At 20.1% G+C, this 23,788-nt stretch carries 17 protein-coding genes; 7 read left to right on the forward strand and 10 right to left on the reverse strand.

Translation table 11 applies throughout. From position 1 onward, the window contains the following. Positions 1-14: 14 nt before the first annotated feature. Positions 15-2,459 (reverse strand): bifunctional aspartate kinase/homoserine dehydrogenase I, encoded by a 2,445-nt coding sequence (thrA, locus tag RJD23_RS00715; protein WP_343188343.1) that lies wholly within the window; start codon positions 2,457-2,459, stop codon positions 15-17. A 312-nt stretch (positions 2,460-2,771) separates the two neighbouring features. After that, a complete protein-coding gene (gene dksA / locus RJD23_RS00720; protein ID WP_343188344.1) occupies positions 2,772-3,227 on the reverse strand; it encodes an RNA polymerase-binding protein DksA in 456 nt (151 codons plus the stop codon). Between the two features lie 167 nt (positions 3,228-3,394). On the opposite strand from dksA, the gene truA reads away from it, so the two are divergent. The 5 genes from truA to lpdA all read left to right on the forward strand — a co-directional run bounded on the left by truA (position 3,395) and on the right by lpdA (position 12,834). Next, positions 3,395-4,183 (forward strand): tRNA pseudouridine(38-40) synthase TruA, encoded by a 789-nt coding sequence (truA, locus tag RJD23_RS00725; protein ID WP_343188345.1) that lies wholly within the window; start codon positions 3,395-3,397, stop codon positions 4,181-4,183. Positions 4,184-4,527: 344 nt separating this feature from the next. Beyond that, complete coding sequence (gene secA / locus RJD23_RS00730) at positions 4,528-7,080, forward strand: preprotein translocase subunit SecA (RefSeq protein WP_343188346.1); 2,553 nt, start codon at positions 4,528-4,530, stop codon at positions 7,078-7,080. A gap of 387 nt (positions 7,081-7,467) precedes the next feature. Further along, entirely contained in the window at positions 7,468-10,131 is a 2,664-nt protein-coding gene (aceE, locus tag RJD23_RS00735; protein WP_343188347.1) for a pyruvate dehydrogenase (acetyl-transferring), homodimeric type, read from the forward strand. A 12-nt stretch (positions 10,132-10,143) separates the two neighbouring features. Beyond that, positions 10,144-11,355, forward strand: coding sequence for a 2-oxo acid dehydrogenase subunit E2 (locus RJD23_RS00740; protein WP_343188348.1), 1,212 nt, complete (start codon positions 10,144-10,146; stop codon positions 11,353-11,355). A gap of 69 nt (positions 11,356-11,424) precedes the next feature. Beyond that, the gene (gene lpdA, locus RJD23_RS00745; RefSeq protein ID WP_343188349.1) at positions 11,425-12,834 is read left to right on the forward strand and encodes a dihydrolipoyl dehydrogenase; all 1,410 of its coding nucleotides are present in this window, start codon (positions 11,425-11,427) and stop codon (positions 12,832-12,834) included. A gap of 362 nt (positions 12,835-13,196) precedes the next feature. Here lpdA and erpA read toward each other — a convergent pair whose 3' ends face one another. From erpA to ilvB, 6 genes are all read right to left on the reverse strand, one after another. Beyond that, positions 13,197-13,514 carry an iron-sulfur cluster insertion protein ErpA gene (erpA, locus tag RJD23_RS00750; protein ID WP_343188350.1) on the reverse strand — a complete coding sequence of 106 codons (318 nt, stop codon included), beginning with the start codon at positions 13,512-13,514 and terminating at the stop codon, positions 13,197-13,199. 175 nt (positions 13,515-13,689) lie between these two features. Beyond that, positions 13,690-14,853 carry a cell division protein FtsZ gene (ftsZ, locus tag RJD23_RS00755; protein WP_343188351.1) on the reverse strand — a complete coding sequence of 388 codons (1,164 nt, stop codon included), beginning with the start codon at positions 14,851-14,853 and terminating at the stop codon, positions 13,690-13,692. Between the two features lie 24 nt (positions 14,854-14,877). After that, on the reverse strand, positions 14,878-16,110 hold the full coding sequence (ftsA, locus tag RJD23_RS00760) for a cell division protein FtsA (protein WP_343188352.1): 1,233 nt from the start codon (positions 16,108-16,110) through the stop codon (positions 14,878-14,880). Positions 16,111-16,565: 455 nt separating this feature from the next. Continuing rightward, positions 16,566-17,510, reverse strand: a complete 945-nt coding sequence (rsmH, locus tag RJD23_RS00765; protein ID WP_343188353.1) for a 16S rRNA (cytosine(1402)-N(4))-methyltransferase RsmH — start codon at positions 17,508-17,510, stop codon at positions 16,566-16,568. A 45-nt stretch (positions 17,511-17,555) separates the two neighbouring features. Continuing rightward, positions 17,556-17,798, reverse strand: a complete 243-nt coding sequence (gene ilvN / locus RJD23_RS00770; RefSeq protein WP_343188354.1) for an acetolactate synthase small subunit — start codon at positions 17,796-17,798, stop codon at positions 17,556-17,558. 10 nt (positions 17,799-17,808) lie between these two features. Next, positions 17,809-19,503: a biosynthetic-type acetolactate synthase large subunit gene (gene ilvB / locus RJD23_RS00775; RefSeq protein WP_343188355.1), complete on the reverse strand. Its 1,695-nt coding sequence runs from the start codon at positions 19,501-19,503 to the stop codon at positions 17,809-17,811. 324 nt (positions 19,504-19,827) lie between these two features. Between ilvB and RJD23_RS00780 the strand changes: the two genes are divergently transcribed. Continuing rightward, entirely contained in the window at positions 19,828-21,222 is a 1,395-nt protein-coding gene (locus tag RJD23_RS00780) for a Do family serine endopeptidase (RefSeq protein WP_343188356.1), read from the forward strand. 60 nt (positions 21,223-21,282) lie between these two features. On the opposite strand, the gene dapD is transcribed toward RJD23_RS00780, so the two are convergent. Both dapD and map read right to left on the reverse strand, forming a co-directional pair. Next, positions 21,283-22,104, reverse strand: coding sequence for a 2,3,4,5-tetrahydropyridine-2,6-dicarboxylate N-succinyltransferase (gene dapD, locus RJD23_RS00785; RefSeq protein ID WP_343188357.1), 822 nt, complete (start codon positions 22,102-22,104; stop codon positions 21,283-21,285). Between the two features lie 102 nt (positions 22,105-22,206). Next, a complete protein-coding gene (gene map / locus RJD23_RS00790; RefSeq protein WP_343188358.1) occupies positions 22,207-22,962 on the reverse strand; it encodes a type I methionyl aminopeptidase in 756 nt (251 codons plus the stop codon). A gap of 109 nt (positions 22,963-23,071) precedes the next feature. Here map and rpsB point away from each other — a divergent pair, with 109 nt between their 5' ends. After that, the gene (gene rpsB / locus RJD23_RS00795) at positions 23,072-23,770 is read left to right on the forward strand and encodes a 30S ribosomal protein S2 (protein WP_343188359.1); all 699 of its coding nucleotides are present in this window, start codon (positions 23,072-23,074) and stop codon (positions 23,768-23,770) included. Positions 23,771-23,788: the final 18 nt, after the last annotated feature.

Below are 23,788 nucleotides of genomic sequence, written 5' to 3' on the forward strand. Positions count from 1 at the left end.
ATATTATTATGACATTAAATTCTTAATAAATCTGAAAATACTCCCGCTGCAGTCACTTGGTTTCCAGCGCCATATCCTCTTAATATTAATGGCATTGGATTATAATATTTAGTATAAAAAATTAAAGCATTTTCTCCATTTTTTATATTATATAATATATCTTCTTTTTTTATTTTTTCTATTTTTACTATACATTTCCCGATATTAGATATAGATCCTACTAATCTAAGAACTTCATTATGATTTTTTGCTTTTTTTATTTTTTCTTCATAAAATTTTTTTATTTTATTTAATTTTTCGTTTAAATTAACATCGTTTATTTTTGTATCATTTATTTCTTTAGGTAAAATATTTTTTATTTCTATATCTTTTAATTCTAGTTTTAATCCAATTTCTCTTGCTATTATTAATAATTTTCTCGCAACATCTATACCAGATAGATCTTCTAATGGATTAGGCTCTGTGTATCCTAATTTTTTTGCTTCTTTAACTGCTTCTATTATAGTATAATTTTCTTCTAATTTACCAAAAATAAATGATAATGATCCTGATAGTATTCCCCTGAATTTTATTATTTTATCACCAGCAAGAATTAATTTTTGTAAATTTTCTATTACTGGAAGTCCTGCGCCCACATTAGTTTCATACAGAAATTTTTTTTTATATTTTAATAAATTCTTTCTAATTTGAAAATAATATTTTAAAGATGATGTGTTTGCTTTTTTGTTAGAAGTTATTATGTTAAATCCTTTTTTTATAATATTGTTATATTCTTTAGATATTTCTCTACTAGAAGTACAGTCTATTATTGTAGGATTTGTTAATTTTTTTTTTGTTATTTTGTTTATAAATTTTTTTATATTAAATTTACTTTTTTTGCTATTTTGTATTTTTTTTAATTGTTTTCTTTCAATGTTGTTTGAATTTAACAAATAGCTTTTAGAATTTGCTATTCCCAATATTTTAATTTTTATATTATTTTTTTGTAATTTATATCTTTGATTATATATTTGTTTTAATAAATTTAATCCAACTCCACCTATTCCTATTAAAAATATTTCTACAATCTTATTATTAAAAAAAATTTTGTTATGTATTGAATTTATTGAGTCATTTAAATTTGAATTTTTTACTATAATTGATATTGAATATTTTGAATTTTCTAAAATTATAGAAATTATTTTTATATTAACACTTTTCATGGAAAAAATTATTTTATATAAAATATTTATATTCAAATTTATATTTTTTCCTATTACAGATATTATGGATAATTTTTTTATTGTATTTATTTTATATATGTTTTTTGAAAAATGTTTATTTGATTCATCTGTAAAAAATTTTTTTATTATTTTATAATTTTCATAAGATGTAAATATTTCAATTTTTTTATTGCTTATTTTTTTTTTATCAAATGATGTTTTTATATTTATTTTTTTTTCTAATTTTGATATTTTTTTTAATAATTTATGTTTTTTTTTAAATTTTTCTTTAAAAAATATTTTTATTGCACAAAAATTTTTTAAATAAGTTATACTTTTCACAGAACATTTTTTTTTGTTATTATAATGTTTGCTTATTAGTGTTCCTTGTACATATGGAAAATAAGAATTTTTAATTCTACAAGGAATATTTTTTTTATATAAAAGATAAATAGTTTTTGGATGTATGATTTCAGCTCCGCATTTTGATAATTCTATGGCTTCTTTATATGAAATATATTTAATTATTTTTGCATTAGAAGTTTTTTTTGGGTCTGAAGTATATATTCCATTTACATCTTTCCATATTTCACAAGATTTTGCATTTAAACAATATGATAATATTGATGCTGAATAATCTGATCCATTTCTACCTAATAAAGTTATTTCCTCTCTATTGTTTCCTGATATAAATCCTGGCATTAAAATTATTTTTTTTTTGCAGTCATTTATTTTCTTAAATTTTTCTACAGTTTTTTCTATATTAATGTTTGCGTTTAAATAATTGTTATCAGATACAATTTTTTTCGCGGGATTTATTATTTTTCTGCTTATTTTTTTTGTTTTTAATATATAATTCATTATTTCTATTGAAATTATTTCTCCTTTGCTTATTATTTTTGCTTTTTCTTTGTCAGTTATTTTTTTAAACTTTTCTTTTTTTATTAATATGTTTTCTATGTTGTTTATATGATTATTAATTATTTTTGAAATTTTTTTTATTTTGAATTTATTATTATGAAATTTAATATTTGTTAATATTTTTTTAATTTTTTTTTTAATCTTGTTTAAACTCTTGTTTTTTTTATTCTTTGTTTTTTCTTCTATAGAAGAAATTAAATAATTAGTTATTTTATGAGGAGCAGAGAGAACAACAAAAATTTTTTGGCATCTACTGTTTTTATTTAATATTTTATATACGTTTAAAAATTTTTTTGCATTAGATAATGATGAGCCACCAAATTTTAATACTTTCACAATTTTTTTTTCCTATATAAAATTATGTTAATATAAAAATTTATTTTTAATAATTAATTATATTAAAGTTTACAATAATAATATATTAAAAATTTTTTTTATTTTAATATATTATTAATTTATTTTTATTTAAAATTAAAATATTTATTAATATAAATATTAATTTTATAATATATATTTTACAGATTTAATTAGAATATTTATATTTTGTCAACATTATAAATTCAAAATAAAATATTTATATAAATTAATATAAATTTTTATATAAATTTATATTCTATTTTTTTAATAAACTTATTTATTATTTTTATTTTATCTAATTATTTGCTTATCTCTTATTTCTGATAGAGTTTTGCAATCAATGCATAAATTAGCTGTTGGTCTAGCTTCTAATCTTTTTATACCAATTTTTATATCACATGATATACAATATCCAAAGTTGTTTATTTCAATTTTTTTTAATGTGTTTTTTATTTTTTTTATTATATTTCTATCTCTATCTCTATTTTTTAAATTTAAATTAAATTCTTCTTCTTGAACTGCTCTATCTATTGGATCAGGAAAATTTATAGACTCTTTTTGTATGTTGTTTTCTATATAATTTATTTTTTTTTCTATTTGATTTTTCCATGCTTCTAAAATTTTTTTAAAATGATTTATTTGTTTTTTGTTCATATATTTTTCATTTTTGTTTAATTTATATGGTTTTACTCCTGCTATTGATAATATGCTTAAAGAAGATATTTTTTTATTTTTTTTTATTTTCATTGTCAAATCTCTTATAAAAAAGTTTAAAAAATATATTTAAATTTTTAAAAATTAATATTTTAATATATTTTTAAAACAAAAATTTTTATTTTTTTTATAAAATTTATTATAAAAATATAATACTTATATATTAATATTTTTCAACTTTTATTTTGGTAATTAATATTATGAGAATTGCTTTAGGAATTGAATATAATGGAACAAATTATCATGGATGGCAAAATCAAAAAGGAATAATAACTATACAAAACGTTTTAGAAACATGTCTGACTATTGTAGCAAATGAAAAAATAAAAATTTTTTGTGCTGGTAGAACAGATTCTAAAGTACATAGTTTTGGACAAGTTGTACATTTTGATACAAATTCAGTTAGAAGAACTAAATCTTGGATTTTAGGAACTAATTTTTATTTGCCTAAAGACATATCTGTTATTTGGGCTAAAAAGGTTAACTATAAATTTCATGCAAGATATAGTGCTATATATAGGCATTATAGATATATAATAAATAATAGTAATCATAGGTCTGCTATTTTTACAAATAATTTTTATAATTTTAATAGAGCTTATTTAGATGAAAAAAAAATGAATAAATCTGCTAAATTTTTAATTGGTGAACATGATTTTACTTCATTTAGATCAAAAAATTGTCAATCCAATGTTCCGTATAGATATGTTTTTAATATAGAAGTATATAGAATAAACTCTTTAGTTATATTTGATATAATTGCAAATTCTTTTTTATATAATATGGCGCGAAATATTGTTGGAGCTTTATTAGAAGTTGGTTGTAACAATAGAGAAATATCATGGATTAACACATTATTAGTTATGAAAAGTAACAATTTTTTATATAACGTAGTTCATCCATCTGGATTATATTTAGTATATGTAAAATATCCAAAGTTTTTAAAATTTCCTAAAATAAATTTAAAAAAAATTTTTAATCTTTTTTAATATTCAAATTTTTATTTAAAATTAATATTGTATTTTATAATGTTAAATTTAAAAAAAATGTTATTGTATTTTTTTTAAAAAAATTATATTTTAAATTTTTTTTTTAAAAAATAGTTTATTTTATTTTTTTTTTAAAAAAAAGTTTATTTTATTTTTTTTTTAAAAAAAAGTTTATTTTATTTTTTTTATATATTTTCTTAAATATAATTTATATTTTATATAATATTTTTAAAAATATAAATTTTTATAAATAAAATTTATATTTTGTATCATATTATTATAATATTTTTAAATTTTATATTTATTGTATTAAATACAATTAACTATTTTAATGAGAAAATTTTATGTTAATAAAATTTATTAAAAATTTATTTAAAAACAATAATGAAAAAGTTTTATTAAAAATTTATAAAACTGTAGATAAAATAAATAGTTTAGAATCAAGTTTTGTTAAATTAAGTGATTCACAGATTAAAAATAAAACTTTTTACTATAAGAATAGAATTTTGTCTGGAGATTCTTTAGACGATATATTACCTGAAGCATATGCTACAGTTAAAGAAGCTAGTAAAAGAATTTTTGGCATTAGTCATTTTAATGTTCAAATTATTGGAGGAGTAATATTACACAAAAGATGTATTGCTGAAATGAAAACAGGTGAAGGAAAAACTTTAACATCTACTCTACCTTTATATTTAAATTCTTTAACTAATAATGGTGTACATATAGTTACCATGAATGATTATTTAGCAAAAAGAGATTATGAAAAAAACAATGAATTATTTAATTTTTTAGGAGTGAGTGTAGGTTTAAATTTACCTGGAATGAACACAAAAATAAAAAAAAATGCTTATCATGCAGACATTACTTATGGAACTAATAATGAATTTTGTTTTGATTACTTAAGAGATAATATGATTTTTAATATTGCTGATAAAGTTCAAAGAAAATTAAATTATGCTTTAATAGACGAAGTAGATTCAATTTTAATAGATGAAGCTAGAACTCCATTAATAGTTTCTGGGTCTTTAGATTCTAATAATTTTTTATATAAAAAAATTAATAATTTAATATTTAATTTGTCTATACAAGAGAAATCTGATTCTAAAGATTTTATAGGTAAAGGAGATTTTTATATAGATGAAAAATATAAACAAGTTTATTTAACAGAAAGAGGTCTTAATAAAATAGAAAAAATTTTTATTCAAGAAAAAATATTAAAAAAAAATTCTAGTTTGTATTCTTCTAATAATATAATTCTTTTTCAACATGTAATAGATGCTTTAAAAGCACATAAATTATTTTTTAAAAATATAGATTATATCGTAAGAAATGGAGAAATTTTAATTATAGATGAACACACTGGCAGAATCATGGAAGGTAGAAGATGGAATGATGGATTGCATCAAGCTATAGAATCTAAAGAAAATATAAAAGTACAAAATGAAAGTTATACTTTAGCTTCTATTACATTCCAAAACTATTTTCGTTTATACAATAGTTTATCTGGAATGACTGGAACAGCTATGATGGAGTCTGAAGAATTTAGATCCATATATAATTTAGAAACAATTTCCATACCAACTAACAAACCAATAATTAGACGAGATTTACCTGACTTAATATATATGACTGAAAAAGAAAAAATAAAAGCTATTATTAAAGATATTAAAAAATGTATAAAAAAAAAACAGCCTGTTTTAGTTGGTACAATTTCTATAGAAAAGTCAGAACTAATATCAAAAAAATTAAAAAAATTAAATATTAAACATAAAATATTAAATGCAAAATTTCATAATAAAGAAGCTAAAATAATTGAAAACGCTGGGTTTTTAGGATCTGTTACTATAGCTACCAATATGGCTGGTAGAGGAACAGATATAATGTTAGGTGGCAGTTTTACTAATTTTTTTAAAAAATATAGAAACAAATATAAATTTTTAAACAAAATGGAAATTTATAAAAAATGGAAATTTCAACATGAAAGGGTTATTTCTTCTGGTGGATTACATGTAATTGGAACAGAAAGACATGAATCTAGAAGAATTGATGATCAATTAAGAGGAAGATCAGGAAGACAAGGAGATATAGGATCTTCTAGATTTTATATTTCTATGGAGGATCCTTTAATTAGAATATTTATTTCAAAGAAAATAATAAATATAATAAAAAGTTTAAATTTGAAAAAAAATAAACCTATAAAAAATGTTTTTGTATCAAAATCTATATATAATGCTCAAAAAAAAATAGAAAATCATAATTTTAATATGAGAATTAAATTATTGGAATATGATAATATATACAATACACAAAGATTAATATTTTATGAAAAAAGAAAAAGAATATTGAATATAAGAAATTTTAAGAAAATAGTTTTTAATATAGCTAATGAAGTATTTAATTCTATTATAAAATTATACTTTGAAAATAAATTTGATACTTATAATATAAAAACTAAATATTTTAAAAAATATTTTAGAAACTTTTTTTATAAAAATGAAATAATTAAATTATGTAATTCAAGTAAAAATAAAATTAATAAAAAAATAATTTTTTGTAAAATGTTAAATTGTTTTAAAAAAAAATATAAAAACAAATTAAAAAATAATGATGAAAATGAATTTAATAAATTTATAAAAATTTTAATTTTAAAGGTTTTAGACATGTTTTGGCAAGAGTATTTATATAATATAGATCATTTAAAAAAAAGTATTCATTTTCGTGGATATGCTGAAAAAAACCCAGAACAAGAATATAAAAAAGAATCTTTTATGATATTTTTTAATATGATAAAATATATAAAATATGAAATAATTTCTTTAATTGGAGTTTTTATTACTAAAAAATATTCTTTAAAAAATTTTATTAATATATTTGAAAATTTTTATAAAGATTAATATTAAATTTTTTATTTTAGTTAATTTTGAATAAATATTTTTAATTTTTCGATATATTTTAAATATTTTATTTAAAAATTTAATTTTAACATTTAGTTAAATAAATATTTTTTGTGTTTTTTATATATTTTTATAAGTTTTAGTTTTATATATAAAAGTTTATTTTTTTTTAATTTGTGTATGTAAAAATCTTTTTAAAAATATATTTTTTATATTTAGATATTTAAAATTTATGTAACATTTTTTTTATTCACTATTTTATAAATTGTATAAAAAAAATAAAAATTTTTATATAATTAAATTTGATTTAACAAATAAAAATTACTTTTATGTACAAGTTAAAAATAATTTGATTTTATTTTTTTTATTAAAAATTAGGATATTTTTATGTCAAAAAATTTAAGTTTTAATTCAGATAAAGAAGAAATAAATGAATGGATACAATCTATAAAATCAGTTATAAATAGAAAAGGAGTTGTTAGAACTAAATTTTTATTAAAAAAAATATTTAATACTTCTATTAAATATGGAATTAATTTTAATAAAAAAAGAAATTTAATTACTGATTATATAAATTCTATACATAAAAATAAAGAAAAAAAATATCCTGGAAATTTAGATATTGAAAAAAAGATAAGATCTTTTATGAGATGGAATGCAATTATTATGGTTGTGAAATCATACAATAAAAAATTAGATTTAGGAGGTCATATTTCTTCTTTTCAATCTTCAGCAAATATATATGATGTTTGTTTTAACCATTTTTTTAAGGGATCTGATGAAAAAAAAACTGGAGATTTAATATATTTTCAAGGACATATTTCTCCGGGAATATATTCTAGAGCATTTTTAGAGAATAGAATTACAGAAAATCAAATGGATAATTTTAGACAAGAAGTCGATGGAAATGGTTTGTCTTCATACCCTCATCCTAAATTAATGCCTAATTTTTGGCAATTTCCTACTGTGTCTATGGGATTAACTTCTGTATGTTCAATTTATCAAGCAAAATTTCTAAAATATTTAAAAAATAGATGTTTAAAAGATACTACTACTCAAAAAGTTTATGCTTTTTTAGGAGATGGAGAAATGGATGAACCTGAATCTAAAGGATTGATATCAATAGCAGCTAGAGAAAAATTAGATAATTTAATTTTTATAATAAATTGTAATTTACAGAGATTAGACGGTTTAGTTAATGGAAATGGCAAAATTATTAATGAATTAGAATCTTTTTTTTTAGGAGCAGGATGGAAAGTTATAAAAGTGGTATGGGGTAGTAGTTGGGATAAATTGTTGGAAAAAGATTATTCTGGAAAACTTGTTAAATTAATGAATGAAACTTTAGATGGTGATTATCAAAATTTTAAATCTAAAGATGGAAATTTTATAAGAAAAAATTTTTTTGGAAAATATACAGAAACTTATGATTTAGTTAAAAATATGACTGATAATGAAATATTTAAATTAAAAAGAGGTGGTCATGATTCTATAAAAATATTTAATGCTATAAACAAAGCTAATAATATTAAAGGTAAACCTATAGTTATTTTATTTCACACAGTTAAAGGATATGGTTTAGGGGAAATAGGAGAAAGTAAAAATATATCGCATCAATTAAAAAATATTAATATAAAATCTTTAATAGATATTAGAAATAGATTTTCTATACCATTGGATGTTAGTTCAATTGAAAAATTATCTTATGTAAAATTTTCTAAAAAATCTGAAGAATATGAATATATAAATGATCAAAGAGAAAAATTAGGTGGTTATGTTCCTTTTAGATTAGAAAAATTTACTAATAAATTAACTATACCTTCAATAAATAATTTTAAAATTTTATTAAAAAAACAAAATAAAAAAATCTCAACAACAATTTCTTTTGTTAGAGTATTAAACATTTTACTAAAAGATAAATTTATAAAAGACAGAATTGTTCCTATAATAGCTGATGAAGCAAGAACATTTGGAATGGAGGGTTTATTTAGAAAAATTGGGATTTACAATTCTGAAGGGCAAAAATATATTTCTCAAGACAAAAATAGTCTATTATATTATAGAGAAGATATTAAAGGACAAATGTTACAAGAAGGAATAAATGAATTAGGAGCTTGCGCTTCTTGGTTATCTGCTGCTACTTCTTATAGTAATAATAATTTTCCAGTTATACCTTTTTATATATATTATTCTATATTTGGATTTCAAAGAATAGGAGATTTGTTATGGGCGGCTGGAGATCAACAAGCTAGAGGATTTTTAATAGGAGCTGTTTCAGGAAGAACTACTTTAAATGGAGAAGGATTACAGCATGAAGATGGTCATAGTCATATTCAATCTTTGACTATACCTAATTGTTTATCATTTGATCCAGCTTATTCTTATGAATTAGCAGTAATAATTCAAAATGGAATATATAGAATGTATGGTGATAATCAAGAAAATATATATTATTATATAACTGTTACTAATGAAAATTATAAGATGCCTAAAATTCCAAAAAATTCTGAATATGGAATTTGCAAAGGTATATATAAGTTAAAAAAAAATAAAGGCACATTATGTAATGTTCAATTATTAGGATCTGGGGCAATATTGCAAAAAGTGTGCATTGCTGGTAAAATTTTGTCTAAGAAATATAATATATCTTCAGATATTTATAGTGTTACTTCTTTTACTGAATTAGCAAGAAATGGTCAAGATTGTGACAGATGGAATATGCTTAATCCTGGTAAGTTAAAAAATCCTTATGTAAAAAAAATAATGAATAATAGTCCTGCTATAGCAGCCACTGATTATATGAAATTGTTTGCGGAGCAAATAAGAAAATATGTGCCTACTAATAAATATGTAGTTTTAGGAACAGATGGATTTGGAAAATCAGATAGTAGAGAAAAATTAAGAGAATATTTTGAAATAAATGAATTTTATATTGTTATAGCAGCATTAAATGAATTATATAAATTAAATATTATAAAAAAAGAAGTTTTATTAAATGCAATTAAAAAATTTAATATAAATAAAAAAAAGAATAATCCCCGTTTATTTTAAGAGGTTTTAATAGTGTACAATATAGTTAAAGTTCCTGATATAGGAGAAGAAGAATTAGAAATAATAGAAATTTTAGTTAAAATTGGAGATCATATATCAAAAGATCAAGGATTAATAACAATAGAAGGAGAAAAAACTTCTATAGAAATACCTTCAAAATATAATGGAATTATAAAAAAAATTTTTGTTAATGTGGGTGATAAAATTAAAACGAATTCTGAAATACTTTTATTAGACGTAAATAGTAAAGAAGATAAAAATATAACATATACAAAAAATTATGATATTAAAAAAAATAAAGAAGAGAATTTTGATAAAAAACAAATATATGCTACCCCTATGATTAGAAGATTAGCTCGTAAAAATAATATAAATTTATATGATGTAAAATCTACAGGATTAAAGGGAAGAATTTCTAAAAAAGATTTTGAAAATTATTTAAAAAATAATGAAAGAAATAATTTAAAACAAAATAAAATAAATTCAACAGAAAAGAAATTTAATTTTGAAAAATTTGGTAACGTAAAAAAAACTTTTTTAAATAAAATTCAAAAAGTTACTTCAAGAAATTTAGAAGAAAGTTGGTCAACAATACCTCATGTTACTCAATTTGACAAAGTTGATATTACAAAATTGGAGAAGTTTAGAAAAAATGTTAATTTATGTATTTGTTTAGACGAAAAATCAAAATTAAAAGTTACATTATTACCTTTTATTGTTAAAGCAATAGGTTTAGCTTTAGAAAAATTTCCTAATTTTAATAGTTCTTATAATCAAATTGAAAATGTTTTATTTTTAAAAAAATATTTTAATATAGGAATAGTAGTAAATTCTGAAGATGGAATATTTATACCAGTTATAAAAGATGTTATTAATAAAAGTATTATTGATATTGCTGAAGATATATTAGTTCTTTCAGAAAAAACTAGGTCAAAAAATTTAAATATAAATGATTTAAATGGTGGAAATTTTACTATTTCTAATTTAGGAAGTTATGGAGGTTCTTATTTTACTCCTATAATTAATCATCCTGAAGTTGCAATTTTAGGAATTTCTAGATATGTGAATGAAAACATTTTGGTTAATGAAAAACTTTGTTCTAGAATAGTAATGCCATTATCTTTAAGTTATGATCATAGAGTTATAAATGGAGTTGAGGCTGTTAGTTTTATGAATTTTATAATAACAAAATTAGAAAAATTTCATAAATTTATTATAGAATAATTTTTTAATTTATAAATATATTTTTAGAACAAAGTTTAATGCTTTAATATAAGATTAACGGAGTTTAATATGACAAAAGACTTATATACTAATACAGTAGTAATAGGTTCTGGCCCTTCTGGATATTCAGCTGCTTTTAGGTTAGCTGATTTAGGTATAAATACTGTTTTAATAGATAAAAAAAATGTTTTAGGAGGAGTATGTTTAAATAATGGATGTATTCCTTCAAAATATTTGTTGCATATTGCTAAAGTTATAAAGGAAGTAAAAAAATTAAATAATTTTGGATTAAAAATTGATGTTAAAAAAATTAATATATTAAATATAATATTGGAAAAGAATAAGATAATTAAAAAATTAAATAATGGATTAAAAAGTATTGCCAAAAGTAAAAATATAAAAATATTAAATGGATCAGCATATTTTAATGATAAAAATAGTATATTATTAAATTTAAATAATACAAATGATAAAATAAAAATATTTTTTAAAAATGCTATAATATCTTCAGGATCTAAAGCTATTAAATTGCAAGACATTCCTTATGATAATCCTAGAATATGGAATTCTACAGATGCGTTAAATTTTATTAAAGTTCCTAAAAAAATGTTAATTATTGGATCTGGTATTATAGGAATGGAAATGGCCACTGTATATAGCGCTTTAGGTTCTAAAGTAGATATTGTTGAAAGATCTTCTAAATTTTTTTCTTTTTTAGATTCTGATATTACTAAAATTTTTAAAAATTCTTTTAAAGACGATTTTAACATATTATTAGGAACTAAAATTGTTAAAATCATTGAAAAAAAAGAAGGTATTTTAGTAAATTTAAATAATTTTAATGGTTTTAATGAAAATATTTTATATGATGTAATTTTAATAGCAGTTGGAAGAAAACCAAACGTAAAAAATTTAAAATTAAATAATGTAGGAATAAACTTAAATAAATTTGGTAGTATAAAAGTGGATGAAAAACTCAGAACAAACATTAAAAATATTTATGCTATAGGAGATGTTACAGGTAATCCTATGCTAGCTCATAAAGGTTCTTATCAAGGTAAAATTGTTGCTGAAATAATATATGGTAAAAATATTTATTATGATCCTAAAGTTATTCCGTATATAATTTATTCTTATCCTGAATTAGCTTGGACTGGAATATTGGAAAAAGAAGCTTTAGAAAAAAAATTGAATTATAAAGTAGCAAAATTTCCATGGTCTTTTTCCGGAAGAGCTCTTTCTTCTAATAATAATTTAGGTATCACAAAATTAATTTTTAATTTAGACACTAATAGAATAATAGGAGGAATTGTTGTAGGTTCAGGAGCTGGAGAACTTTTAGGAGAAATTAGTTTAGCTATAGAGATGTGTTGTGATGCTGAAGATATTTCTTTAACTATGCATGCTCATCCTACTTTATATGAGACAATATGTTTATCTTCTGAAATTTTTCAAAAAAAATGTGTTGATATTATATAAAAATTTTAAAAAAAAATAATTTTTATTTTATATGTAATATATATTATGTTTCATTTATTAATATATATATTTTACATGCATATTGTTTTATTAAAATTTCATATTTTATAAAAAAAATATGTTTTAATTTTTATTATAGTTAATATGCATGTATTTTTTTTATATTATATAATTATATATTTAAATTTTTAATATCTCATTTAAATAAGATATTTTAAATACAATTAATTTTTTTTATATGTTTTTTAATGTGTATTATTTATTATTTTAAAAAAAAAATTTATTATTAACATAATATTAATTTTTATTTTTTATAAGTTTTTTTATTTATGAAAATAGCATTTTGATAATTAATTTCATCTTTATATACTAAATGAAATACCACAACTACATGTAGTTTTAGCATTAGGATTTTTTATCATGAATTTAGAACCTTCTAAATTTTCTAAATAATCTAATTTACTTCCTTTTAAATATTGTATACTTATGTAATCTATTAATACTATAATATTTAATTTTTTTATAATTATATCATATTTTTTAATTTTTTTTTCTATTATAAATTCGTATTTAAAACCATTACATCCACCTCCTATTATATATATTCTAAAATATAATTTTTTTTTATTAATTTTTAAAATTTTTTTTATTGCGTTTTTTGTAAATTTTATTTTGTACATTTTTTTTAATAATTGAAATATATATTTTTAATAATATTTTTTTTTTATGAAATTTTTTATAAAAATTTCATAATAGAAATATAATCCATAGTGTTGGATAAAATGTGTGTAATAAAATCATTATAATCTATTATATAAAATATTTTTCCGAACATTTTAATTATCTCTTTTTTTATTATATTTTGTTTTTATTATTTTTTCTTAAAAATGTTGGTATATCTAAATAATCCATTTTTCTATTTTTTTTCATGTAACTATTATTATTTATATTATTTAATTTAGTATTTTTTTTTTCTTCAGATTTTTTTTTTAAATATTTTTTTTGATATTCTAATAACATATCTTTAGGAGATTTATTTTTTATATTATTTGTATTATAAATTTTTTCAGGAGAAATTCCAGTAGCTACTATAGTAACTCTTAACTCTTCTTTCATTTCATCATCTAATGATGTTCCTATTACTACAGTTGCATTTTCTGAAGAAAAGTTTCTAATTGTATTCCCCACTATTTCGAATTCTTCTAATTTTAGATCTAATCCAGCTGTAATATTTACTAATACTCCTCTTGCTCCTGATAAATCTATATCTTCTAATAAAGGACTTGAAACAGCCATCTCTGAAGCTTCTTCCGCTCTATTTTCACCAGATGATACTCCTGTTCCCATTATAGCATATCCCATTTCTGACATTACAGTTCTCACATCAGCAAAATCAACATTCATTAATCCTGGTTTAGTTATTAATTCAGCTATTCCTTGCACAGCTCCATTTAAAACATTATTAGCTGCTCTAAAAGCGTCTAATAATGAAATTCCTCTAGTTAATACTTTTAGTAATTTGTCATTTGGTATTGTTATTAAAGAATCAACATTTTTGGATAACTCCATAATTCCTTGTTCTGCATATAGCATTTTTTTTTTCCCTTCAAATACAAATGGCTTTGTTACTACAGCTACTGTTAGTATTCCCATATTTTTTGATATTTCGGCAATTACTGGAGCAGCTCCTGTTCCTGTCCCTCCCCCCATTCCAGCTGCTATGAAAATCATGTCAGCCCCTTCTATAGCAGTTTTCAAAGACTCTTTATCTTCTTCAGCAGAATTTTTACCTATTTCTGGATTAGATCCAGCTCCTAACCCTCTAGTAATATTTTTTCCTATTTGTATAGTTTGTTCTACTTCTATTTTTTTTAATGCTTGAGAATCAGTATTAACAGCGAAAAATTCTACTCCAGCTATTTTTTCTTTTATCATGTGTTCTATAGCATTTCCACCTCCACCTCCTACTCCAATTACTTTTATAACTGCTTCTTTAATAGACTCTAAATTTTCAAACATTTTTTTCCCTTACATTTTTAAATTTTATCTTATAATCCAACTATTTATTTTGTCAATAATGCTTTTTAAAAAATTTTTATATTTATATTTTTTTTTAAAACTTTTGTTTTTAATTACATATTTTAATAATCCCACTGCAGTAGAATAAATTGGATCATATGTTTTTTTATTTTTATCTTGTATGTCTTTAGGAATAGCTATTCTGACTTGTGTTAAAAATATTTTTTTTGCACATTCTTTGAGAAATTTTATTTTAGATCCCCCTCCAGTTATAACTATTCCCTTTTTTAATTCCATTTCTGTTCCATTTTTGTGTAAATCTTTTTGTATTTTTATAATTTTTTTTTTTACTATATTTAACAATTCTATATATCTAGGTTCTATTACTTCTATTAATTTTTGTATTGTAACATTTTTTATTATGTTCCCTTTTTTATCTAATACATTATTATTTTTAATTTTTTCTAGTATTGGTATAGTAGTACATCCATATTTTATTTTTATATTTTCAGCGGTTTTATAAGATAAAGAAAATGCATATGATATATCACTGGTGACTAAATCACTAGCATATGGTATAACATGATTATATATAGAATATCCATTATGATATAAACTTAAATCTATAGAATTACTTCCTATATCAATCATGCATACTCCAAATTTTTTTTCTTCATTAGTTAATACAGCTTCACTAGAAGCTATGCCAGAAAATATTAATTTTTTAACTTTAATTTTACATTTTTCTATAGATTTTTTTATATTTTTATATATATCTTGATGGCATGTAATTAAGTGTACTTTTGCTTTCATTCTCATTCCAGATAATCCTATTGGATTTTTTATTCCTGTTCTTTTATCTATAGAATACTCTTGAGGTATTACATGCAAGATTGTATGTTCATCATTTATTTTTACTGATTTAGCTGAATATATTACGTCATTAATATCTTTTTTTTTGATTTCTTTTCCAGAAATTGGTAATATTCCAATTTCATTTTTACATTTTATTTTTTCATGAGATATTGACAAATATGCTGATTTTATTTTATGTTTTGCCATTTTTTCTGCTTTTGTTATTGATTTTTTGATACAACTTCTTATTGATTCTAGATCATATATTCCTTTCTTATTAATACCTTCAGATCTGTTTTTTCCTATTCCTATAATTTTTATATTATTGTCTTGTATTTCTCCTATTAATGTAACTATTTTGTTATGTCCTATTTCTATACCTGTAATTAATATTTTTTCCATTTTATATGTCACTTTTATATGTTATATGTATAACATTTTAAAATTTATAATTAATTATTTTTTTTTTAAAAAAAAATTTTATTTTTACAAGTTTTAAAAATAATGTTTTTTTATTTTTTTTATTTTTTTTTAAATTTTATTTAACAAAAATTTAATATAAAAAAATATAAAATTCTTTATTTTTTATTTTTATTAAAATATATATTGTTTTTTAAGATTTTTTATATAGAAAATATATAAACTAATTTCTGTATTTTATAAATTTTTATTTTTTGTTCTTATAAGTTTTGTTATAATTTATTTAAATTTGTCAAACATAAGTTATAAGTTTTATTAATATAATAAGAATATTATAAAAAATTTTTAAATAAATATTATAGCATTTTAAAATTTAAATTTAAAAATTTTTAATTTAATATTTAATATTTTATATTATTATTTAATATAATTTATTTTTATTTTTTTTTTAATATAGCAACTCTTAATATCGCGCTTCTAGAACTTGGATTTTTTTTAATCTCTTTTTTTTTTGGTTTTATTTTTTTTAAAATTTTTAATTGTTTGTTATAATTAAGTTTTTTGACTTCTTTATTTGTTATAGGCAATTTTATTGGTATGTTTAAATTCATGCTATTTTCTTTCATAAATTTTTTTATTATTTTATCTTCTAATGAATTAAAACTTATTACTAATAATCTTCCATTTGGGGCTAAAATTTTTAATGAATCTTTTAATATTTTTTTTATAGATTTTAATTCTTTGTTAATATAAATTCTTATTGCTTGAAATGATCTAGTAGATGGATTTTTTTTTCTATTTTTGTTAGAAATTACATTATTTATTATTTTAGATAGTTCTAATGTTCTTTTTATTTTTTTTTTTCTTCTGTGTTTAATTATAGATTTAGCTATATTTTTTGAAAATCTTTCTTCTCCAAATTTTTTTAATATTTTACATATGTCTTTCTCACTACTTTTATTTATCCACTCTTCAGCAGAAATACCAATGTTTTGATTTATTCTCATATCTAACGGTCCATCTAAAGTAAATGAAAATCCTCTTTTTTTGTCATATATTTGATTTTTAGATATTCCTAAATCTAATAATATTCCATTTACTTTTTTTGTTATATTAAATTTTTTTGTGTATTTTAACAAATTTTCAAAAGAATCATTTATAAAATGAAAATTTTTATTTTCAATTTTTTTTGAAAACTTCAAAGTATTTGGATCTTTATCAAAAGAATATAAAAAACCATTTTTTTTTATTTTTTTTAATATATTTTTTGAATGCCCTCCTAATCCAAATGTACAATCTATATATATTCCATTTTTTTTTATTTTTAAATTTTTTATTACTTCTTTTAATAATACTGAAACATGATTTTTATATATTTTCATATATTTTTATTTTTATATTTATAAGATAAATTTTTTTATATTGTTTTATTTTTTTTTAATTATTTTTACATGTGATATATTTATCAATCCTAATAATTTTTTTTTTATTTGATTTGTAATATTTTTACTATTTTTTAGTTTTATTAATGCTTCTGATATTTTTCTATTTTTTTTAAAAGGTTTTACTATTATTTTTTCTATATTATATCCTCTTTGAGAAAATATTCCTATTATTCTAGAAAGAACTCCTGGTTTATTATCTAATAATATATATAATTTTTTTTTCATTAAAAATTTCCTAATATTTTTTTAGAATCATTTTGTTCATTCCTAAGCCTTTTTTTTGCATAGGATAAACATGTTCTGAAGAATCTATTTTTATATCTAAAAAAACTAAGTTATTTTTTTTAGTTTTATTTATAGCATATTTAATTTTTTTATACACTTGTGTTTTTTCATTTACTCTTATTCCTATATGTCCATATGACTCTACTAGTTTTACAAAATCAGGAAGTGATTTCATGTATGATTGAGAATATCTACTTGAATAATTTATATCTTGCCATTGTTTAACCATTCCTAATACACTATTGTTTAAATTTATTATTAAAATTGAAATGTTATATTGTTTTGCAGTAGAAAGTTCTTGTATATTCATTTGTATACTTCCATCTCCTGTTATGCAAATTACAGTTTTTTTAGGAAATGCAAGTTTTACACCTAAAGCTGCTGGCAACCCAAAACCCATAGTTCCTAATCCGCCTGAATTTATCCAAAATCTAGGTTTTTCAAAAGAATAATGTAATGCTGTGAACATTTGGTGTTGGCCAACATCAGAAGCTATATATGCTTTACCTTTCGTAATTTGCCATAATTTTTCTATAACATATTGTGGTTTAATTTTTTTTGAATTATTATTATATTTAAGGCTATTTATACTTCTCCAAGATTGTATTTTTATCCACCATTTTTTTATATTATTTTTATATTTTTTTTTTTCAAAAATTTTAATTATTTTTTTAATAATTTTTTTTGCATCTCCAATAATAGATATATTAGATCTTATAGTTTTTGATATTGATGTAGGATCTATATCTATGTGAATAATTTTGGCATTTGGGCAATATTTTGAAACATTGTTTGTAGTTCTATCATCAAACCTAACTCCTATAGCTAATATTAAATCTGAATAATGCATTGCCATATTAGCTTCATAAGTTCCGTGCATACCTAACATGCCTAGACATTGTATATGTCTTCCTGATATAGATCCTAGCGCCATTAAAGAAGTAGTTATAGGAAAATTTAATTTTTCTAAAATTTTTTTTAAATGTTTACTACAGTTAGAAGATATTGTTCCACCTCCTACATATATAACAGGTTTTTTAGATTGTGTTAATTTTTCAAATATTTTATTTATTTGTTTTTTTTTGTTATATATTTTGTTCTTATTTTTTATTTTTATTTTTTTATAAAAAAAATATTTTTTATTTACTTCATTTGATAATATATTTTTAGGAATATCAATTACTACAGGTCCTTTTCTTCCATTTAATGATATATAGAAAGATTCATTTATAATATCATATATTTCTTCTGATTTTTTAATCAAAAAACTATGTTTTACAATAGGTCTAGATATTCCTATCATGTCACATTCTTGAAAAGCATCGTATCCTATTAATGAAGAATCTACTTGTCCTGAAATTATTATCATCGGTATAGAGTCCATATAAGCTGTAGCTATTCCAGTTATTGCATTAGTAGCTCCAGGACCTGAAGTTACTAAAACCACGCCTATATTTCCAGTAGATCTAGCATATCCATCAGCCATATGAGTAGCAGCTTGTTCATGTCTAACTAATATATGATTTATTTTACCTATTCTTTTTATAGAATCATAAATATCTAAAACAGCTCCTCCAGGATATCCAAATATATATTTCGTATTTTTTTTTATTAAAGATTTTACAACTATGTCCGCTCCTAACATTTTTTTTACCTTGTTTTTTTTATATAACAATTTTATTATTTTGTTTAATAATAATTAAATAATTTTATTTTTTTAAAAAAATATAATTTTAAATTTTGTTATTTTATATAAATTTTTATTGTTATAATATTAAATAAAATATAATATTATAAATATTTTTTATCTTTTTTTTCAAAAATTTTATTTTTTTATAATAATATATTCTAATAAAAATTTTATTTTTATTTTATGAAATATATATATTATATATAAATAACATTTTAATTAATATTATCATATAATTTTATAAATTGTTTTTTTTAAAATTTTATATAAGAGATTGTTATGAACAAAATTATTTTTTTTACTAAATTTTTTATATATTTTTTATTTTTAGGGATTTTATTAAATTCACCAAATTATTCATTTTGTTCTGAAATAAAAAGTTTACATAATTATCAAGAATTGCCTAGTTTATCTTGCATGCTAGAAAAAGCAATGCCTTCTGTAGTAAGTATAGATGTAGAAGGATCTAAACTTTTTTACAAAGAAAATAATAATGATAATACTTTTTTATATTCATATGAAAATGATAAAAACAATAAAAACAATAAAAAGTTAGAAAGAAGATATTTTAATGCATTAGGATCAGGTGTAATAATAGATTCTAAAAAAGGATATGTAGTAACTAATAATCATGTTATTAGTGATGCTAATGACATACAGGTTAAATTAAACGATGGTAGATATTTTAATGCTAAAATTGTTGGAGCTGATATAAATTCAGATATAGCAGTTATAAAATTAGAAAATCCTAAAAATTTAACTGAAATAAAATTTTTTGACTCTGATAAAGTTAAAATAGGAGATTATGCCATTGCTATAGGTAATCCATATGGATTAGGAAATACTGCAACTTATGGAATTGTTTCTGCTATTTGTAGAAATGGTTTAAATATTGAAAATTATGAAAATTTTATTCAAACTGATGCTGCTATTAATAAAGGGAGCTCCGGCGGGGCTTTAGTTAACTTAAATGGAGAATTAATTGGATTAAATACTGCTATATTATCTCCTAAAGAAGGTAATATAGGAATAGGATTTTCCATACCATCTAATATGATTAAAGATTTAATAGATCAAATAATTAAATATGGTAAAGTTCAAAAAAAAGAATTAGGTATTATAGGCATTGAAGTAAATGATTCTATTTCTAAATTAATGCAATTAAAAGTTAATAATGGAATTTTTATAAGTGAAATTATATCAGATTCTATTGCTGAACAATTTGATATCAGACCTGGTGACATAATTATATCTATGAATAATAAAAAAATAAATAATTTTTTATCATTTAAAGCTGAAATATATTCATTTCCTTTAAACAAAGAAATAAAACTAAAAATAATGAGAAATGAAAATATAAAAGATTTTTTTATAAAAATAAATGATATTAGTATTTCTAAACTTAATTATTTAAATATGTATAATAAAATACCAGGTTTAGGAATTTCTATGATTTCTAAAAATGGGAAAAATATTATTAAAGTAAAATATGTAAAATTTAAAAGTCAAGCATATAAAATAGGATTTAGAAAAGATGATATTATAATTAATATAAATAATAATAAAGTAAAAGATTTTAAAGAGCTAGATAATTTAATATCTAAAAAAGATTCTATGTTTATATTTTATATAAAAAGAGGAGAAAGAAATATATATTTATTTATGAATTCTTAAAAAAATTTGTTCTTCCGATAAAATGTTGTCAGAAGAACAAAATGTTTTTTATAAATTATTTTAACAATTTCTTAATATTTTATTTATTTTTGTTTTATTTAATGTTTTTGAATCTACTTTTTTAACTATAACTGCGCAATATAAATTGTGTTTTTTATCATTGGATGGTAAAGATCCAGAAACTACTACAGAACCTTTTGGTACTATTCCATATGATATTTTTCCTGTTTCTCTATCATATATTTTAGTACTTTGTCCAATATATACACCCATAGATATTACTGATCCTTCTTCTATTATGACTCCTTCAACTATTTCTGATCTTGCACCTATAAAACAATTTTTTTCTATTATAGTAGGATTACATTGTATTGGTTCTAACACCCCACCTATACCTACTCCTCCAGATATATGTACATTATCACCAATTTGAGCACAAGAGCCTATAGTAGACCATGTATCTATCATAGTATTTTTTCCTATATAAGCTCCTATGTTTATATAACATGGCATTAATACACTATTTTTGTTTATAAATGATCCATATCTTACTGTAGCCTGAGGCACTACTCTAACTTTTTCTTTTTCAAATTGTTCATCATGATAATCTGTATATTTTAATTTTATTTTATCATAATATGTAGTTTCTAAACTATGTATAATTTTACTTTTAGATAACATAAATTTTAACAATATAGCTTTTTTTATCCATTCATTAGTTTTCCATGAACCATTTTTTTTTTCTGATACTTTTATTTCTCCATTATCTAACATTTTTAATACTTTATTAATAGAGTTTTTTAAATCTTTGTTTTTTTCTTTTATATTAATTTTATCTTTTTTTTCAAATGAATTTTCTATAATTTCTTTTATTTTATTCATATTTTTCTCTTTATTGAAATTATTTAAATATTAATATACATTTAAAAAATATTATAACATTTTTATGTATTATTTATTAATATTTTTTATATTTTATTTTAATTACAATGTTAAAATTTTACATCCTTTTTTTGTAACTAAAACTGTATGCTCATATTGAGCTGAATAACTTTTATCTTTTGTTTTTACTGTCCACCCATCCTTACAAGTATATACTTCTTTTTTTCCATAATTTATCATTGGCTCTATTGTAAATGTCATTCCTTCTTTTAAAATTATATTTGTATTTTTATTTTTATAATGAAGAACATAAGGTTCTTCATGAAACATTTTACCTATTCCATGACCACAATATTCTTCTACTATAGAAAATTTTTTTTTTGATATATATTCTTCTATTTTAGATCCTATAGTTGATATGCTTATATTTGGTTTGATTGATTCAATAGCTTTATACATACTTTTTTTAGTAGTTTTACATAAATGTATATATTTTTTTTTTACATTACCTACAAAAAACATTCTAGAAGAATCTCCATGATATTCATTTTTTATTATAGATATATCTATGTTTACTATATCACCATCTTTTAATTTGTCTATATTATTAGGTATACCATGACAAACTGTATCATTTATGGAGATACAAGTAGATTTTGGGAAACCATTGTATCCCAAGCATGCAGGTATAGCTTTTTGTTTGTTTATAATATAATTATGACAAATTTTATCTATTTTTTCCGTAGTTATACCAGGAACTATATAATTTTCTATCATGTTTAAAACTTTTGCTGTTAATTTACCTACATATTTCATTTTTTCTATTTCTTTTTTATTTTTTATTTTTATATTTTTCATATTTTTTAATTTTTATATTTATTCAATAATTTTATTATTATAATATTTATTATAGTTTATAATAAAAAATAATTTATTTTTTGTTTTTTTTAAAATTTTAGGAATATTAATGAAAACTATATCTATGAAAGATATGTTAAACGCTGGAGTACATTTCGGCCATCAATCTCGTTATTGGAATCCAAAAATGAAGCCATTTATTTTTGGAACTCAAAATAAAATTCATATAATAAATTTAGAAAAGACTTTGCCGTTATTAAATTCTGCTGTATTAGAATTAAAAAGAATTTCAAAAATTGGTAACAAAATTTTATTTGTAGGAACAAAAAAAGTTTCTTCTAATATAATCAAAGAAACAGCAATATTTTGCAAACAATTTTATGTAAATAATAGATGGTTGGGAGGAATGCTAACTAATTGGAAAACTGTTAGACAATCTATAAAAAGATTAAAAGATTTAGAAATAGAATCTTCTGATGGAACTTTTGATAAATTGACAAAAAAAGAAGTCTTATTAAAAATTAGAAAGTTAAATAAATTGGAAAATAGCTTTGGTGGAATAAAAAATATGGGAGGTCTTCCAGATGCAATGTTTATTATAGATGCAAATCATGAAAAAATTGCTATAGAAGAAGCTAACAGTTTAGGAATAAAAGTATTTGCTATAGTTGATACCAATTCTAGTCCTGACGGAATAGATTTTATAATTCCAGGAAATGACGATTCTATAAAATCTATAAAATTATATTTAGATATTATAAAAGATGCAATTAAAAAAGAAGATACAAATATTATCAAAAAAATATAAATATTTTAAAATTTTTTA

Source organism: Buchnera aphidicola (Ceratoglyphina bambusae), assembly GCF_039363085.1.
GTDB classification, from domain to species: Bacteria; Pseudomonadota; Gammaproteobacteria; order Enterobacterales; family Enterobacteriaceae; genus Buchnera_G; species Buchnera_G aphidicola_E.

Coding starts and splice junctions, on each gene's coding strand:
- dksA (WP_343188344.1), bottom strand. CDS start 3,227: ATGAAAATAAAAAAAAATAAAAAAATATCTTCTTTAAGCATATTATCA.
- truA (WP_343188345.1), top strand. CDS start 3,395: ATGAGAATTGCTTTAGGAATTGAATATAATGGAACAAATTATCATGGA.
- secA (WP_343188346.1), top strand. CDS start 4,528: ATGTTAATAAAATTTATTAAAAATTTATTTAAAAACAATAATGAAAAA.
- aceE (WP_343188347.1), top strand. CDS start 7,468: ATGTCAAAAAATTTAAGTTTTAATTCAGATAAAGAAGAAATAAATGAA.
- lpdA (WP_343188349.1), top strand. CDS start 11,425: ATGACAAAAGACTTATATACTAATACAGTAGTAATAGGTTCTGGCCCT.
- erpA (WP_343188350.1), bottom strand. CDS start 13,514: ATGTACAAAATAAAATTTACAAAAAACGCAATAAAAAAAATTTTAAAA.
- ftsZ (WP_343188351.1), bottom strand. CDS start 14,853: ATGTTTGAAAATTTAGAGTCTATTAAAGAAGCAGTTATAAAAGTAATT.
- ftsA (WP_343188352.1), bottom strand. CDS start 16,110: ATGGAAAAAATATTAATTACAGGTATAGAAATAGGACATAACAAAATA.
- rsmH (WP_343188353.1), bottom strand. CDS start 17,510: ATGAAAATATATAAAAATCATGTTTCAGTATTATTAAAAGAAGTAATA.
- ilvN (WP_343188354.1), bottom strand. CDS start 17,798: ATGAAAAAAAAATTATATATATTATTAGATAATAAACCAGGAGTTCTT.
- ilvB (WP_343188355.1), bottom strand. CDS start 19,503: ATGTTAGGAGCGGACATAGTTGTAAAATCTTTAATAAAAAAAAATACG.
- RJD23_RS00780 (WP_343188356.1), top strand. CDS start 19,828: ATGAACAAAATTATTTTTTTTACTAAATTTTTTATATATTTTTTATTT.
- dapD (WP_343188357.1), bottom strand. CDS start 22,104: ATGAATAAAATAAAAGAAATTATAGAAAATTCATTTGAAAAAAAAGAT.
- map (WP_343188358.1), bottom strand. CDS start 22,962: ATGAAAAATATAAAAATAAAAAATAAAAAAGAAATAGAAAAAATGAAA.
- rpsB (WP_343188359.1), top strand. CDS start 23,072: ATGAAAACTATATCTATGAAAGATATGTTAAACGCTGGAGTACATTTC.